The organism is Staphylococcus sp. FSL K6-3157, from assembly GCF_038005145.1.
GTDB classification, from domain to species: Bacteria; Bacillota; Bacilli; order Staphylococcales; family Staphylococcaceae; genus Staphylococcus; species Staphylococcus equorum.
Genome location: NZ_JBBOSM010000001.1, coordinates 2674813 through 2692773, shown reverse-complemented (window position 1 = coordinate 2692773; position 17961 = coordinate 2674813). Strand labels below are relative to the sequence as shown.

13 protein-coding genes and 1 other annotated feature (1 of these 14 only partly in view) are annotated in these 17961 nt (G+C 36.2%); of the genes, 4 read left to right on the top strand and 9 right to left on the bottom strand.

Annotated elements, in window-relative coordinates:
* Positions 1-4: 4 nt before the first annotated feature.
* The 4 genes from fadD (at position 5) to MHB47_RS12950 (ending at position 6362) form a co-directional block, all read left to right on the top strand.
* Positions 5-1531: a long-chain-fatty-acid--CoA ligase FadD gene (gene fadD, locus MHB47_RS12965; RefSeq protein ID WP_340757130.1), complete on the top strand. Its 1527-nt coding sequence runs from the start codon at positions 5-7 to the stop codon at positions 1529-1531.
* 93 nt (positions 1532-1624) lie between these two features.
* Positions 1625-2833: an acyl-CoA dehydrogenase FadE gene (gene fadE / locus MHB47_RS12960; RefSeq protein WP_445684157.1), complete on the top strand. Its 1209-nt coding sequence runs from the start codon at positions 1625-1627 to the stop codon at positions 2831-2833.
* Between the two features lie 53 nt (positions 2834-2886).
* The gene (gene fadB / locus MHB47_RS12955) at positions 2887-5145 is read left to right on the top strand and encodes a 3-hydroxyacyl-CoA dehydrogenase/crotonase FadB (RefSeq protein WP_340757128.1); all 2259 of its coding nucleotides are present in this window, start codon (positions 2887-2889) and stop codon (positions 5143-5145) included.
* 32 nt (positions 5146-5177) lie between these two features.
* Complete coding sequence (locus MHB47_RS12950; protein WP_340757126.1) at positions 5178-6362, top strand: thiolase family protein; 1185 nt, start codon at positions 5178-5180, stop codon at positions 6360-6362.
* Positions 6363-6452: 90 nt separating this feature from the next.
* Here the strand turns inward: MHB47_RS12950 and MHB47_RS12945 are convergent, their stop codons facing one another.
* From MHB47_RS12945 to MHB47_RS12905, 9 genes are all read right to left on the bottom strand, one after another.
* Positions 6453-7523: a hypothetical protein gene (locus MHB47_RS12945; RefSeq protein WP_064783290.1), complete on the bottom strand. Its 1071-nt coding sequence runs from the start codon at positions 7521-7523 to the stop codon at positions 6453-6455.
* 161 nt (positions 7524-7684) lie between these two features.
* Entirely contained in the window at positions 7685-9490 is a 1806-nt protein-coding gene (locus MHB47_RS12940; protein ID WP_340757123.1) for an assimilatory sulfite reductase (NADPH) flavoprotein subunit, read from the bottom strand.
* A 101-nt stretch (positions 9491-9591) separates the two neighbouring features.
* Positions 9592-10053, bottom strand: a complete 462-nt coding sequence (locus tag MHB47_RS12935; protein WP_340757121.1) for a DUF3021 domain-containing protein — start codon at positions 10051-10053, stop codon at positions 9592-9594.
* A complete protein-coding gene (locus MHB47_RS12930) occupies positions 10050-10490 on the bottom strand; it encodes a LytTR family DNA-binding domain-containing protein (protein WP_340757119.1) in 441 nt (146 codons plus the stop codon). Before MHB47_RS12930 ends, MHB47_RS12935 begins: the two co-directional genes overlap by 4 nt.
* A 315-nt stretch (positions 10491-10805) precedes the next feature.
* Positions 10806-11546, bottom strand: coding sequence for a cyclase family protein (locus MHB47_RS12925; RefSeq protein WP_340757117.1), 741 nt, complete (start codon positions 11544-11546; stop codon positions 10806-10808).
* A 26-nt stretch (positions 11547-11572) separates the two neighbouring features.
* A complete protein-coding gene (gene metE, locus MHB47_RS12920) occupies positions 11573-13819 on the bottom strand; it encodes a 5-methyltetrahydropteroyltriglutamate--homocysteine S-methyltransferase (protein WP_340757338.1) in 2247 nt (748 codons plus the stop codon).
* Positions 13813-15654 (bottom strand): bifunctional homocysteine S-methyltransferase/methylenetetrahydrofolate reductase, encoded by a 1842-nt coding sequence (locus tag MHB47_RS12915; RefSeq protein WP_340757115.1) that lies wholly within the window; start codon positions 15652-15654, stop codon positions 13813-13815. The genes metE and MHB47_RS12915 overlap by 7 nt, the downstream gene beginning before the upstream one ends.
* Complete coding sequence (gene metC / locus MHB47_RS12910) at positions 15608-16783, bottom strand: cystathionine beta-lyase MetC (protein WP_340757113.1); 1176 nt, start codon at positions 16781-16783, stop codon at positions 15608-15610. The genes MHB47_RS12915 and metC overlap by 47 nt, the downstream gene beginning before the upstream one ends.
* Positions 16780-17883, bottom strand: coding sequence for a PLP-dependent transferase (locus tag MHB47_RS12905; RefSeq protein WP_002506150.1), 1104 nt, complete (start codon positions 17881-17883; stop codon positions 16780-16782). Before MHB47_RS12905 ends, metC begins: the two co-directional genes overlap by 4 nt.
* A 62-nt stretch (positions 17884-17945) precedes the next feature.
* Positions 17946-17961: a binding site (T-box leader), on the bottom strand (it continues 361 nt past the right edge of the window).

The window sequence follows — 17961 nt, the reverse complement described above, 5'->3', positions numbered from 1 at the left end:
AAATATGAATTACGACTGGATTAAAACGAGAGCAGTATTTGATGAGGAAAAGCCAGCAATTATCGATCCATTTAAAGGTACTGAATGGACATATCAAGATTTAAATAAACGTGCAGAGAACTTAGCAAATCATTTACAAGATCAAGGCATAGAACGCGGGGATGTCGTTGGTATTTTCTCACCAAACGATGTAGCTATTCTGGATTTATTATTCGCTACATTTAAAATAGGTGCAGTATATTTACCTATGAATTGGCGTTTGAAAACACAGGAAATTGAAAGTGTGATTCAAGATTCTGATGTAAAATTAATTTTTTATTCACAAAAGCATTTATCAAGTTTAGAAGGAATCGCAGACGAACTCATTCATATGGATGTCGATTCAAAACAATATGATGATATGGTCGATCCAAACAATCACCGTCCATTCAAAACGGTACATGTAGAAAAAGATGATTTAGCAGCGTTAATGTACACAAGCGGTACAACAGGATTACCTAAAGGCGTTATGTTTACGTATGAAACTTTCGTCAATAATCCAATAAATACGGCGCTCACTTATAAAATAAATTCTACGTATAAGACGATTGTTTCAACACCAATGTTTCATGTATTAGGTTTTAATGATTTGACGTTACCATTGCTAATGGCAGGCGGCACACTGATTATACAACGCTACTTCAATGGTGAAGCATTAAATGATCTCATGGCACATTACAAACCAAATTATTTAATACAGATACCAACGATGTATTATGCAATGTTAGTTGCAGAGAATTTTGACCGTAAAAACTTCGAGAACATTGAATTCTTACTTCAAGGTGGGTCAGCACCACTACCTGCTGTGCAAAAGAAATTTAACAGTATGGGACTATCTATCGTTAATGGTTACGGTTTGACAGAAGCGCCACTGACAATGGTTAACACGCCAGAAAATGGCGCTGAAAAACCTGGTAGTATTGGACAGCCTGTCATGTTTGTGGACTATCGTATTTTAAATGATGAATTTGAAGATATACAAACTGGAGAAATTGGCGAATTAGCTGTTAAAGGTAACAATGTTACACCAGGTTATTGGAAGAAACCAGAAGAAACAGCGAAAAATTTCAAAGATGGATATTTCTTAACAGGAGATTTAGCAAAAATAGATGAAGACGGTGATATCTATATCGTTGATAGACGTAAAGAAATGATTATCACTGGTGGTGAAAATGTGCTGCCTTCTGAAGTAGAAGCGGTCTTATCAACACATCCATTAGTAGCACAAGGTGTGGTAGTGAGCTATGAAAGTCCTAAATATGGAGAATCTGTTTCAGCAGCAGTGGTATTGACTGAAGATGATTCAGACTTTGAACAAAAATTAGACGCACACATGAGAGAACACATAGCTGGGTATAAGATTCCGAGAATGTATTTAAAATTAACAAATATTCCGCTGAACTCAACTTCAAAACCAGATAAGCTAGAGTTACAGAAGAAGATGAATAGCAAAGCTGACAAAGCGCGTCAACAAGATGATGAATTAACTTAAATAACTTATGCTTTTATAAATATTTTAAAATAATAACTATAAAATTTTTTGACAAACTTTGTAAGCGTTAACATTAAAGTGGAGGTTTTAATTATGCCAACAAAAGAAGAAGTAATCAAAGCATTATATCCAGAGGATATTTTAAGTATTGCAAAAGATTTAACTGAAGGAGAAGTTAAATTATTAAAACAGCTTAATGATATGTTAGAAGAAAAATATAGAGACTCAGTTAATGAGCATTGGTTAAATGCGACTGAGCCAGAAGACTATTTTGAAGAATTGGGTAAACTAAACTATTTCCAAAATCCGTTACTATTTGAAGGGCGTGAAGGGGAAAAAACACCTAGTCAATTATTCCAATTCTTTATGTCATACACTATAGCCAAATTTGATGTTTCTTTAGCGACATTACTCGGTGTACATCAAGGCTTAGGTCATAATTCATTTTGGTTTGGTGGTAGTGAAGAGCAACAAGCTTATTATTTACCCAAATTACAATCACACGAATTACGTACGTGCTTTGCATTAACAGAACCGGAACATGGCTCTGATGTCGCGGGTGGATTAGAAACTACTGCGAAACGTGAGGGCGATCAATGGGTTATTAATGGCGAGAAAAAATGGATTGGTGGTGCAAATGTAGCCGACGTTATGCCAGTATACGCAGTAGATGTAGATACTGGTAAACCTAAAGGCTTTATTGTCGAGCCTAGTCAAGAAGGCGTAGAAATCGAACTTATTGAAAATAAAATTGCACTCCGTATCGTTCCTAACGCCAAAATTCGTCTAAAAAATGTGGTCGTGAAAGAAGAACAAAGGCTGCAAAATATTAATAGCTTTAAAGACATTGCGAAAGTATTATATTCTACTCGTGCAGGCGTGGCGTACATGGCTACAGGAGCGATGGCAGGCGCATTAAAAGCTACGACAGACTATGTAACGCAACGTAAACAATTTGGTAAGGAAATTAGTAAGTTCCAATTAATTCAAGAGAAATTAGCTATGATGCAAGGCAATCTAGCTCAAGCAATGGCGACATGTGCGCAACTTGCACGTATGCAAGCAAAAGGTGAATATGATGAAGTGGCAACTTCAACAGCTAAAATGATGAATGCTCTGAGATTAAGAGAAACAGTATCAATGGGTCGTGGTGTGCATGGTGGAAATGGTATTTTAGCAGGGGAGTACGATATTGCAAGATTCTTTGCAGATGCTGAAGCGATTTACACATATGAAGGCACACATGAAATCAATGCACTCGTAATTGGTAGAGCAATCACGGGAGACTCAGCATTTATTTAATATAAAGCATGAACGACTGAAGATATAGAAAAAAACAATTTGGAGGTTTTAGTATGACGATAAGAAAAGCAACTGTGTTAGGTGCAGGCACGATGGGTAGTCAAATCGCTGCGCTCCTTGTCAACGCAGGTTTAAAAGTAAAATTATTAGACATTGTGATTGATGAGAATGAACCTAATAAAATTTCCAAAAAAGCTTATGAAGTAATAACTAATCCAAAGCGTCCACAGCTATTTGACTTAGCCTTTGCCTCAAATTTATCTTATGGCAACTTTAATGAAGATTTAGTTGAGCAAGATGACGCTGACATTTATATTGAAGCAGTAAAAGAAGAAGTGGATATTAAGCATAATGTTTGGGATAAAGTGAAAAAGGTAGCAAAAGATGATGCTATATTTGCGACGAACACATCAGGTATTCCAATAGAGTCGATTGCTGATGTATTTGAAGGAAAAGATAAAGAACGATTTTTCGGAATGCATTTCTTTAATCCACCACGCATTATGAAATTGGTCGAAGTAATTCCAAATGAAAAAACGTCTGAAGCGGTAGTGGAACGCGTACAAGCATTTGCAGAAGATGTATTAGGGAAAGGTGTCATTGTTGCAAATGACGTCCCAGGATTTGTGGCTAACCGTGTTGGTACACAAACGATGAATGACATTATGTACAGAGCAGAAAACCAAGACTTTTCTATTACAGAAGTGGATGCTTTAACTGGCCGTAGTATTGGACGACCAAAAATGGGGACGTATGGTCTATCAGATTTAGTTGGTCTTGATATTGCTATGACCGTAATTAAAGGCATGCAAAGCGTTCCAGATGAACAACCATTTTTCCACGATGTAAAACTTTCGGAAAAATTAGCGGCAAAAGGAGCATTAGGTAATAAAACGAAACAAGGATTTTATAAAAAAGTAGATAAAAAACGTTTCGTCTTTGATGCAGAGCAAAATGATTATGTACCACCGCAACCACCACAATTAGAAATTTTAGGCAAGTTTAGTAAAGACTTGGCTTCTAACTTAGACGTTATCTTTAATGCACAAGATGATGCAGGCGTATTTCTATGGGAAACATTGAGAAATAATTTCTATTATTCAGCGATTAACGTGCCGAAAGCGGCAACTGATTTTAAAGATATTGATCGCGCATTAGTATGGGGCTTTAACTGGAAACAAGGACCATTCCAATTGTGGGACTTAATGGGCTTCGAACGTGTGAAGTCACGTATGAAAGAAGAATTAGGATCACTTCCAGATTGGATAGAGCAACGCAATGAACCATTCTACAGTGAAGGTGAATCTATTGAACGTGTTACACCAGTAGCAGAGTATATTGATCAAGAAATTTGGGAAAGAGCAGATTCTAACTTATCTGTGGCGAATAAAGATCAATTACTTTTAAAATTACAAAGTAAAAATAATGTGATTACTGGCGGATTCCTTGATGATTTATTAGAATCTATTAACAAATTAGAAGATGAAGACTATAGTAGCATGGTCATCTATGCAGGCGGTAACAACTTTAGTGTCGGTGCGAATTTGTATCAAATGAAAAAAGCACATGAAGAAAACCAAGTGGTATCTGGAGTAGGCGCCATGGTCGAAAAACTTCATTATATATTCACTAGACTGAAACATGCGTTGAAACCAGTTGTTACTGCAGTTCAAGGCAGAGCATTAGGTGGCGGTTGCGAACTTGTACTTCATTCACCATTTGTGGTAGCTGCAAGTGAATCTTATATTGGTCTTGTCGAGACAGGCGTAGGCTTACTACCAGCTGGTGGTGGACTCGCAGAATTAACGGATAGAGTATTGCGCACAAATCATAAAAACAATGATAAACAAGATTCAATTACTAAAATTTTAATGCAAGTTGGTTTCGCAAAAGTTTCTACAAATGCATATGAAGCAGTAAAATATGGTTATTTGAGAGAGACGGATACTGTAATATTGAATACTGAAAGACGTGTTGAAGTTGCGTTAAATAGAGCGCGTTACGAATCAGAAACTAATTATGTACCTACACCAAAATCACAATATATTGCTTTAGGCAAAGACTTTAAGGCATTAGCTGAAGGTCAGTTAGATGCACAACGTATGGGTAACTTTATCAGTGACTACGATTATGAAATTACGTTGAAAGTGGCAGAAGTATTAGCAGGTGGCGACATTCCTCGTAACACATACGTGAATCAAAGATATTTACAGACACTTGAAAAAGAAAGATTTTTAGAGCTTTTACAAAATAAAAAAACGTATGACAGAATTTCACACATGTTAGAAAAAGGAAAACCATTACGTAATTAATAGTTGAGAGTAAAAAGAAAGGGTGAACTTAAATGCGAGATGCATATATTGTAGCTTATGGACGTTCAGCAGCTGGTAAGGCAAAGAATGGGGCAATGGCTCACGAAAGACCAGATGAAGTGGCAGCAAAAGTATTAAAAGGTGTATTGGAAAGAGTTGGAGGTTCATTTGATCCTAGTATGGTAGAAGACGTTATCGTCGGCAATTCGTTTCCAGAAGGCTTACAAGGACAGAACATTGCAAGAACAATTGCATTACTTGCAGGCATGCCAAACGAAGTACCAGGACAAACGGTTAACCGTTACTGTTCATCAGGCCTTCAAACGATTGCGCATGCAGCAAACCAGATTAACGCGAAGCAAGCAGACATCCTTGTAGCAGGTGGTATTGAATTGATGAGTGCAGTACCGATGGGTGGTAATGAACCAACAAACAACCCGATCCTGCAAGATGAAGATTCAGGTGTTTCTTATCCAATGGGACTAACTGCAGAAATGGTAGCAGAAACTTACAATGTGTCTAGAGAAGACCAAGATGCATATGCAGTACAGAGTCATCAACGTGCTACAAAAGCACAACAAGAAGGTAAATTTGATGACGAAATTATACCGATTGAAGTGAATAAAGTCACTTATGATCAAAATGGTCCAGTCGTTTCGAAAGAAGTATTTAAGGATGATGAATTAATCAGACCAGATACAAATAAGGAGACTTTAGCTAAATTACCTACAGTGTTTAAGGCTAACGGTACAGTGACCGCAGGCTCCTCGGCACCCTTAACAGATGGTTCAGGGTTTGTCGTAGTCATGTCTGGTGAAAAAGTAAAAGAATTAGGCGTGAAACCCATCGCACGCTTCGTTGGCTTTAAAGCCGTGGGTGTAGATCCTAAGTTAATGGGTATTGGTCCAGCCTATGCGATTCCAGAAGCATTGAAATTAGCAAACTTGGATGTTAAAGATATTGATTTAGTTGAGTTAAACGAAGCATTTGCATCTCAAACATTAGCTTCCATTAGAGAAACAGGTTTAGATATGGAGAAAACTAATGTTAATGGTGGTGCAATTTCACTAGGACATCCGCTTGGCGCAACAGGCGCGATGTTAGTAGGCAGACTACTATCTGAAATGAAGAAACAGCCAGATACAAAATATGGCATGGTTACGATGTGTATCGGTGTCGGTATGGGTGCTGCTGGCATCTTTGAATATGTAAGATAATCGTAGTTTGAATATGTAATAAATAACCCCTTAAGCGTAAGATAAATGCTTAAGGGGTTTTAATTTATGATTTGTTATTTTATTATGGTTTTAATTCAAAGTGATAAATTGATGTGCATGTTGATGTGTAAGTGATTCAGGCCATTCGATTGCTAATGATGTCCAGCTTTTTCCACCGCTTTCAGAATAGAAAACACCTTTATTATTAGCAATGTAAAATATACCATCCTTTTCGGAGATAGCTGAAATTAAGGTGCCCTCTGGTGCAGGTAAACCTTCATCAGCTTCTGTCCAAGCACTTTCATGTTCTTTATCAACATAGTAAATCGTTGAAAACGTGTCATCATCATAATTATGTGCGTTAAATGGTGAGTTCGATGTAGCGATGACAATATTACTGGAATTGTTAGAATTAACCGCTAATCCATAGCCGTATCTATATTTTATACCATCAATGAATGTCGTCCATGTTTGACCATAATCATCGCTTTCAATAAATGTATCTCTACCACCTTCTAAAAAGGCATCTCCTAAAACGCCGTACAATTGATTTGGGTAATCAGGATGGCTCTTAAGCACATGAATATCTATAGGTAGCACACGATCTGTGCGTGGGAGCTCCCAATGTTGACCATAATCTCTGGATTGAATAAATCCGCCGGCTTCAATAGTTAAATTGATTGTTCCGGGAGATTTAATATTAGTATCAAACCATTTTACATGATGCGTAAATGGTCTAGGCGGGAAGAACCATTGATTTTTACCTTGTATATGTTCAAAATCTGTAAGGAGTTCAAATGTTTGTCCCTCATTATAGGAGATGAAAAGCGCACTTGGTTCCGTGCCAACAATTACGGTGCCAGAAGATTTACCAGTATCAACCACTGTGACTGCTGTGATTGATGTCATATGAATATCATCTTTCTTAAATGGGCTATTGTAAGTGAACCTTGTGCCTATTGGAGCCCATGTATCACCCTTGTCGGTACTTTTCCATAAACCACGGTCAAACGTGCCACAATATAATATATTACTATTTAGAGGATCTTGAGCTATTGAAATCGGGTTAGTGCCCTCTAATTTAAATGCTGTATGAAGGCCTTGTGCATCATTTTTAATAAGCAATAATGCATTGTCATAAGTGATTGCGCATTGAGCCATATTTATCACGCTACCTTTGGGTAAGTTTATGATTTAAAGTATCGTATCAGACTTGTTTAACAAAAAGAAATTGAGTTACAAATACCTTAGATAATTATGCTGTTAGAAAACAACAGAAAATGAATTAATGTTGTTTTGTTCTTGGCTATAGTACATACATACTAATAAACATCACGTTGGTAACGTTGATTTTTAATTAAATCTCTTAAATAGTCTTCTGCACTATCTTGGCTGTAATTACCATGTTTAATCAGTACATTCACTAATGCTTGATGGACACCTGAAGCCATCTCATCTTTATTTCCACATAGATAAATCGTAGCGCCCTCTGTTATCCATTTATAAAATTCAGCACTATTATCTTCAATACGATGCTGGACATAAATTTTAGTTTCAGTATCTCTTGAAAAAGCTAAATCTAATTTACTGAGTACACCGTCACTCAGCCAGCCCTCTAAATCACTCTGATAAAGGAAATCTGTATTATAATTTTGGTTACCAAAAATAAGCCATTGTGATCCTTTAAGATTTAAGTGTGCGCGTTCTTGTAGATAGGCTCTGTAAGGTGCGATACCTGTGCCAGCACCAATCATAATGACAGGTGTTGTTTCTTCATAAGGAAATTTGAAGTTTGGATTCTTTTTAAGATAAACAGGCATATGATCACCAGGTTGTGTACGTTCAGCAAGTTGAACGGAACAAACGCCTAGACGTTCACGACGATGCGCTTCATATTTCACGACACGTACTGTGATTTGTACACGATTTGGATTAACGTTGTTACTACTTGCAATTGAATATTCTCTTGGTGGTAATTTTCTTAATAATTGCGGTAACATTTTTGGTTGAAGTGCTACGGGTGTAAAGTCTTTAATCAAATCGATGACATCTCGACCATAAATATAATCTTGAATCCAATCATTTTTTTGAACATTTGCGTTTAACATTGGATTACTAAATAACTCAGCAGCACTTTTCATTAGGGCAGGTGTTATTTTTGAAATTTCAAAGTAATGTGTCAATGCATCTTGTAATGTTAATGGTTGTTCATCTTTATCAACATAAACAAGTGTTTCAGCGTCCCAACCTAAAGTATCGATAAAGTGTTCAACAAGGGCAGGGTCATTTTCAGGGATTACTACTAAACTATCTCCAGGCTCATATGATTCGTTGTAACCTTCAAGAGATAATTCAAGATGTCTGACTTCGCGTGTTGCATTGGCTTCAGTCAGTACATTATTTTGTATTACTTCAGCTTGAAATGGGTTTGATTTGGAATACTGACCATGAGGTTCTTCAATTGTGACTTCATCGTCTATCACATCATTTGAATCTGTGTTTGGCGAAACGTTGGTTAATAGCTCTAGCATATCTGCAATCCATTGTTCTGCTACTTCTTCAAAATCAAAATCACAATCTACCCTTTCAGCTAATCGATGACCGCCTAATTTTCCAAAGATTTCATCAAAGTCTCTTCCTGCCTGACAAAAATCTGGATAGCTTTCGTCTCCCAATGCGAGTACAGAGAAGTTTAATCCATCTAATCGTGGGGCTTTATCACTGTGCATAAACTCATGAAAATCTATCGCGTTGATTGGGGGCTCTCCCACGCCTTGTGTAGAACATATGATAAACAGGTAATCTATATTTGTCAGTTCATCTAACGGGAAATCATCCATCTCCGACAAATGAACATTTAAATTGTGTTCCTTTAATTTTGCTTCAAATTGATCGGCAACTTCTTCAGCATTACCTGTTTCAGTACCAAATAGAACATGTACTTCTAAAGGTTCAGCTACGGAACTATCAGTTGCGTTTGATGGTGTCACCTCATCATCCTGCGTTTCAGGATTAACTAAATAACTGCCTAACCATTGTTGCTGACTTGAAGATAATGTTGGCAGAAGTTGATTTATAAGTGCCAATTGTTCTTTGTTAAAAGGAGTATTGGTTTCATTTAGTTGCAAATCATTCACCTCGTCTTCTTTTATTGTATGAGGTTTGTGTAAACATCATGTCCTTAAATCATAACATCATTGAATTACTTTATTAATTAATTGAAATAGGATTAATGTTTTTGATTCTCTGAAATGATCTTGTTTATTTCATTTATATCTCTTTGTGCTCTTCTACTTTCAATAGACCAAATAATAAAGTAAATCATTGTATATATGAGTATAAATACGATGATGACCGAGATTCGGAGTGGAAACCAACCTGCTAATATACCTAAAGGAAACATCACTATCAACATTACACTAAAATGAATCACCGTCTTTTTAAAAATTGAGAGGCGGGTATGTGAGAATATCAGTTCACCGAAACTAAATGTGACACCGATGAAAGCCCATATTAGAACAGATATCAGCATAATTTGTAACTCGGTGAAGTGTTCATAGTAAAATCGTCCCATTGTCGATATTGGAGAAACAGGCATAAATTGCGTATGCGAAAATATAAAAGAAAATAATAGCGAAATCATCGTACCAATCGAAACACCTATAGTTGCACCATGTATTAACCTTTTCATAGTTTTAGAGCCTCCTTTATTATAGATAAGTATCTTCTAGAAGAATATGTGAAGTCATCGTTTGAAAAGCGAATTTCTATAGTTCCATTTTTATTGAGTTTCAAATGGTCGATATAATCGATATTGATGATTTCTGATTTAGATATTTGTAGGAAGTTTGAACTTAATTGTTTTTTAATAGTATATAATCTTTCGTTCAGGATAAAGTGTTGATTCCATGTATAGATGGTTAGTATTTTATTTTCCATCCTGAAACATATAATATCTCGCTGTTTGATAAAGTGAATTTCATCATTATGTTTGCCTGTAAATGTTTTTCGGTTGGATAATTGTTTGATGTATTGCACGATATCTGGCAAATTTTCTGCGTTTTCATTAGCTTGTATTATAACTTCATCTTCGGATAATGCATTGTTGTATTTAACTCTGACCTTCATATGCAACGCCTCCTGTTAAGTTAAGTAAAACAAATATTAGCATTGAATACTACATAGTTTAATTAAGCGGTCAGTATTGCTAACTAAGTGGTTACAAATGCACATTAAGCGGATGATCTTTAAAAATGCACATATAAATTCCCCTAAATCATTCTTGGTAGAAAATGATTTAGGGGATATAATTTATATATTTTAAAAGGAGATGTTGATATATAAGAAGTGCTCAATTTCTTAATATCTTTTTATATTATAATAGCTAGAGTTTTAAGTTTGGGTTGCTCGTGTATATCTAATGATATCTTAAAGATTTAGCCATTAGGGTGTAATAGCGAATGCGCGTACAGGAAATCCTGGCGCGTCTTTAGGTTTAGGGCTAATCGTGTAAATAAGGGCGCCGCGTGTGGGTAGTTGATCTAAATTCGTCAACAGCTCAACTTGGAATGTATCTTGTCCTAGGACGTAACGTTCACCAACGATATCACCATTTTTGGCTACATCTATCGAAGCATCTGTATCAAATGTTTCGTGACCAATGGCTTTGACTTGTCGTTCTTCGAGCAAGTATTTTAAAGCATCCAGGCCCCAACCGGGTAAATGGAGGTTGCCATTGCTGTCTTTATTCTCGAATTGTTCGATGTCTGGCCAACATTTCGACCAATCACTGCGTAAGGCGACAAATGTGCCGGGTTCAATTGTTTCATGCGTTGCTTCCCATTGTTCGACATGTGTGCGAGTTAAGATAAAATCTGCATTCTCTGCTACTTCTTGTGAAAAATCTAAAACGACAAGTGGTAGGACGAGTTCTTTTAAATCTAATTCATGTAAATAGCGTGTGTTTTCCACAAAATGAATAGGTGCATCAATATGTGTACCGTACTGACTTACTATATTCCAATTTTGAACATAAAAGCCATCGTCTGCTACGTTAAACAGGGTAGAAACTTTAGCGCGTTCAAACTCACTGAAGCATGGAATAGTTTCATCAAATGTGTGGGTCAAATCGACCCACTTTGATGATTTTAATTGTTCTAATTGTTCCCATAATGGATAACTCATGTGTATCACCACCATTTTTTTAATCGTTATACTGTTGCTGTATTTGTTGATTTTCGTAACTTATCAACGGCATTAACTAAGACACTTAATGCTTCTTTTACTTCATCTTCTTTACGTGTCTTCAAGCCACAATCTGGGTTGACCCAGAATAACGAACGATCAATTTCTTGTAAGGCACGATGGATTGCTTCTGTAACTTCTGATTCAGTCGGAATACGTGGACTATGAATATCATATACCCCTAAACCAATACCTAAATCGTAAGTAATATCTTCGAAATCTTTAATCAAGTCACCATGGCTACGAGATGTTTCAATAGAAATCACGTCTGCATCTAAGTCGTAGATTGCGTGTATGATTTGTCCAAATTGCGAATAGCACATATGTGTATGAATTTGTGTTTCATCGGCCACGGAAGATGTTGCAAGTTTAAACGAATGCACAGATTTGTTTAAGTAGTCTTCGTGATATTCTGAACGAAGCGGTAAACCTTCTCTTAAAGCAGGTTCGTCTACTTGAATAATTTGAATACCTTCATTTTCAAGTGCCAATACTTCTTCATTAATAGCGAGCGCAATTTGATCTTGTACTTCTTCACGCGGTAAGTCTACACGTTCAAATGACCAGTTCAGAATTGTGACAGGTCCAGTGAGCATACCTTTTACAGGCTTGTCTGTTAAACTTTGTGCATAAAGTGTCTCTTTCACTGTAAGTGGTTCAGCCCATTTCACATCGCCATAAATGATAGGTGGTTTCACCGCACGTGATCCGTATGATTGTACCCAACCGAATTTAGTTACTAGGAAACCTTGTAGTTTTTCACCAAAGAATTCGACCATATCATTACGTTCAAATTCACCATGTACTAAGACGTCTAAACCAATATCTTCTTGAATTTTAATCCAGCGTGCAATCTCATTTTTTAAGAATGATTGGTAACTTTCATCTGAGATGCGGTCATTTTTCCAATCAGCACGGTATTTACGTACTTCTTGAGATTGTGGGAATGAACCAATTGTTGTCGTTGGTAAATCTGGTAAATTAAGGCGTTTGTCTTGTGCTTGTTTACGCGTTTTAAAAGCAGATTGTCTTGAAGTACGTACGCTGTCAAAATCGTATTCAAGGTTTTTAAATGATTGATTCTGGAAACGTTCATAGCGTGCTTTTAATTGATTATATTTTTCAGCATCATTGTCATTAAATAGGCGTCTCAAGGCATCTAATTCGTCTAATTTTTCAGTTGCGAAACTTAATCCTTCGGCAATTGATTCTTCAAGTGTTTCGTCATCTAATGATACAGGAACATGCAATAATGACGCTGATGGTTGAATAACAAGATCATTTGTATAATTTTGTAACGTGTCGATAAGTTCTTTTTTAGCTTCAATGTCAGCAGCCCAAACGTTACGACCATCGATAATACCTGCATAAAGTGTTTTGTTTTTATCAAAATCGCCAGCTTTAATTTGTTCAAGGTTAAAGTTATGGTCATGAACGAAATCTAGGCCAAGCCCTTTAACAGGTAAGCTGTTTAAAAATTGTAGATTAACACGTTCGAAATAGGTTTGTATCACGATATGATTTTCTAAACCAGCCTCAGCGAAATATTTATATGCTGCTTGTGTAATAGATTCATAATCTGCGCTGTCATCTGTCACTAATGCAGGTTCGTCGATTTGAATATATTCAGCACCAGCTTCTTTTAGTGATTGTAGTACTTCTTTATATAAAGGTAACAGTGTGTTTACTTTTTCTTCGAAAGATTGGTCGCCACCTTTAGATAATTTAACAAATGTAATCGGACCTACAATGACAGGATGTGCGTTTACATTTAAAGATTTTGCATAATTAAAGCGTTCTAATAAGACATTGTGATTAAGTTTCGGTTCGGCATGATCCCATTCTGGAACGATATAATGATAGTTTGTGTTGAACCATTTGATTAAGGCACTTGCAACATGTTCTTTATTACCTCTAGCAATATCGAATAATAAATCATCATCTATGTCTCTACCTTGGAAACGTTCAGGAATAATATTAAAAAGTAAAGATGTATCAAGAATATGGTCATAAAGTGAAAAATCGCCGACAGGAATACTTGATAAATTGTAATTTTTTTGTAGTAATAAATTTTCTTTATGCAAATCTGTTAATTGTTGATGTAATGTATCTAAATCTAATTTTTTAGACCAGTAACCTTCGATTGCTTTTTTCCACTCTCTTTTTCTACCTAATCTTGGAAAACCTAAGTTTGATGTTTTAATAGTCATAATATTGCCTCCTGTTTAGTTGAAGTAATTGATTTTGAATAAGCTGCAAGTTCTAATGTGTAATCTGCTTTTTGGAATGGTGTAATTAAATACAAACCATTAAAGTATTCATGTACTGTGTCAATCAGTTCTTTGGATAGTTTCAAGCTCAGTTCTTTTGATTTTTCTTTATCATCTTTAACGGCTTCAAATTGTTCTAACACTTCTTCTGATAATTTAATACCAGGTACTTCATTGTGTAAAAACAAAGCGTTATTATAACTTGTCACTGGCATAATACCGATAAAGAAGGGAACATTTAAATGTTTCGTTGCTTCATAGACTTCTTTAATTTTTTCAGTACTATAAACCGGCTGTGTAATAAAGTAGTGCATACCGCTTTCTAATTTTTTCTCTAAGCGTTTTACTGCGCCGTCTAATTTTCTTACATTTGGATCAAAGGCACCTGCGATGTTGAAGTTTGTCTTTGTCTTCAGCGCATCACCATCTGTGTTAATGCCTTGATTGAAACGCGATGCAATTTCGGTTAAACCTTTGGAGTTTACATCGTATACGTTTGTAGCACCAGGTAAGTTACCAATCTTAGAAGGGTCACCTGTGATGGTTAATATTTCATTGATGTCTAGTAGTGATAGCCCTAATAAATGAGATTGTAATCCGATAAGGTTACGGTCGCGACAAGTGATGTGCACTAATGGTTCGATATCGTATTGTTGTTTAATAATGCTTGCTGCAGAGACATTACTAATTCTTACAGTTGCTAAAGAATTGTCTGCTAAGGTGACAGCATCGATATTGGCGTCATCAAGTTTTTTGATATTTCTGAAAAATAAGTCTGTATCTAAGTGCTTCGGTGTATCTAATTCAACTATAATTGTCGGACGTTGCTTTACTTTTGATGTTAGGCTCTGAGGTTGTGTTTTTTTCGATGTAGTACTTGTATATTTTGTGATCGGTATTACATTTTTCTGTGCTACAGGCTTCAAATTAGCTATAGAGGATTTAATGAATTCAATGTGCTCAGGTGTTGTACCGCAACAACCACCAATGACGCGAACGCCTTCGTTAATAAGTTTCTGTGCAACGTTACCAAAATACTCGGCGTTATCGCTGTATTTAAATTGGCTGTTTTCTATATCAAGCAAACTTGCGTTAGGATAGCACGATAAGTATGCGCCTTCTGGTAATTCAATATGTGAGAATGATTGTTGCATATGGTGGGGGCCATGATGACAATTCAATCCCACAATATCAGCGCCACTTGCTGCTACTTGTTGTAATGCGATATTAATCTCTGTACCATCTCTTAAATAATTTGTATTCAAAGCAGTGAGTTGTGCAATAATCGGTATATCGTGTTTACGTTTTGTCGCTTTTATAATATTTGTAAGTTCTTCTAAATCGTAATAAGTTTCAAAGAGTAAACCATCTACGCCAGATTCTACTAAAGTATCCACTTGAATTTCTGTATGATATTGAATCGCAGATAGACCTAAATCTTCTTGTTTAACACCTCTAAATCCTCCAACAGTACCTAATATGAATGTGTCATCTTTTGCAGCTTCTTTTGCGATTTTTACAGCAGATTGATGAATTTCTTTCACTTTATGTTCTAAGCCAAAGTCTTTTAACTTTTCAAAATTTGCGCCATACGTATTGGTTTGTATAATATCAGCGCCAGCTTCAATATAAGAACGATGGATATGTGCTACTTTCTCAGGATGTGTTAAGTTGTAAGCTTCGGGACAAGTATCTAGGCCTTCAGAGTAAAGAATTGTGCCGATAGCGCCGTCAGCTACTAATATGTTGTTCTTCAGTTTGTCGATGAGTTGACTCATTGAAAGCCTCCTTAATTGCGTAATTTAAATCTGAAATTAATTCATCTGCAGATTCTAAACCAACACTTAATCTAAATAACCCAAATGTAATGTTACGTTCTTCGCGTACTTCTTTAGGTACTGCTGCGTGTGACATTGTAGCTGGGTGCGAAAGGATTGTTTCTACGCCGCCTAAACTTACAGATACAAGTGGTAATGATAATGCGTCTACAAATGCTTGTGCTTTGGTTTCGTCTTTCAATCTAAATCCTAATACTGCACCGCCATGACGTGCTTGTGATAAGTGTAAGTCGTCATTTCCCGGGTAATATACTTCAGCAATTTCATCACGCTGAGCTAAAAATTCATAAAGTTGTTGCGCATTTTCCACAGATTGATTGAATCTCACTGGCAACGTTTTTAAATGTTTTGCTAAAGTCCAGCTATCGTGAGCAGATAATGCTGTACCTGTACCATTTTGTAATAAATAAAGTGCATCTGCTACGCTTTGATTATTGGTAATCGCTACACCGGCAATAATGTCGCTATGACCACTTAAGAACTTCGTTGCACTATGAACAACGATATCTGCACCAAGTGCTAATGGTGATTGACCAAGCGGTGTCATAAATGTGTTATCCACTGCGAGTAAGAGTTGATGTTGTTTTGCGATGTGAGCTGCACCTTTAATATCTGTAATTTTGAATAATGGATTAGATGGTGTTTCTACGTAAATTAGTTTTGTGTTGTCTTGTATCGCATCTTCTACCTCATTTAAGTTTGTCGTATCTACTGTTGAAAATTGAATATTAAAACGTGTTAATATCTGTTCAGTTAGTCTGAATGTGCCCCCATAAACATCATCAGGTAGGACGACGTGATCACCAGCATTTAACGTAAGCAATACTGCTGAAATTGCGGCGATACCTGAAGCATAAGCAAATGCGTGACTGCCACCTTCTAGTTTGGCTAATTTTTCTTCTAATAATGCTCTATTAGGATTACCACTTCGTGCGTAGTCGTATTTTGCATTGCCACCTAACACCTTTTGATGAAACGTAGAAGAATCATATAAAGGAGGGTTCGCCGAATCATAATCTGTACCTCTGTGTGCATCGAATATTACTTCTGTCTCTTTTGATAAACTCATGAAATCACTCCTTGGTTAGATTTTTGTAATGCTTGTACGATGTCTTTCTCAATATCTTCATAATTTTCAATTCCGATAGATAGTCTAAGTAAATGTTCGTCAATGCCACGTTTGTCTTTTTCCTCATCTGGCATATCGACATGGGTTTGGGTATATGGAAATGTTATAAATGTTTCAGTACCACCGAGACTTTCGGCGAATAAACAAACTTCCAAATGTTCTAAGAATTTGTCAGCTTTATAGGCTTTGTTTAAACGTAAGCTCAACATGCCAGTACGTCCGCTATAAAGTACTTTATCAATTGCGTCTAAGTTACTACATCGTTCTGCGAGTAGTTTAGCGTTATATTCTGAACGATCCATTCTGATGTGTAGTGTTTTTAAGCCACGTTGTAGTAAATAACTATCGAAAGGTGATAGTGTAGCACCAATCATATTGTGTAACTGTGCTAATTGTTCTGCTAACGCATCGTCATTCACTGTGACAACGCCAGCAAGTACATCGTTATGGCCACCTATATATTTTGTAGCAGAATGTAAGACGATGTCTGCACCATCCTCAAGTGGCGTTGAAAGATAAGGTGTTAAAAATGTATTATCTATAATTGTTAGTAAATTGAATTTTTTACTTAAGATATAGTACGGATCGATATCAACTTCTATCATTTGTGGATTAGAAATCGGTTCTATAAATAGTGCTTTTGTATTTTCAGTAATACTTTGTTCTACTTCTTCATAATTAAGGAAGTCTACATATTTGAAATGAATACCGTACTGTTGCTCGTAAAAATCAAAAAGTCTAAATGTGCCACCGTATAAATCAAAAGATACCAATATTTCGTCACCAGTTTTGAATAAATTACAAATAAGTTGAATGGCTGACATACCACTTGAAGTTGCAAATGAAGCAGTACCTCGTTCTAGTTTTGCAAAAGCTTCCTCAAATGCTGAGCGGGTTGGATTTTTCGTTCTTGTATAGTCGTAACCAGTTGATTCGCCTAGGTGAGGGTGTTGGTATGCTGTTGATAAATAGATTGGATTTGCAACTGCGCCTGTATGATCTTGTGACAAAGCAATTTGTGCCAGTTCAGTATTTTTCATAATAGATAACCTCCTTTTAAAAATAAAAAAAGCTTCCGTCCTTTACACCCGAATAATCGGATGTAAAGGACGAAAGCT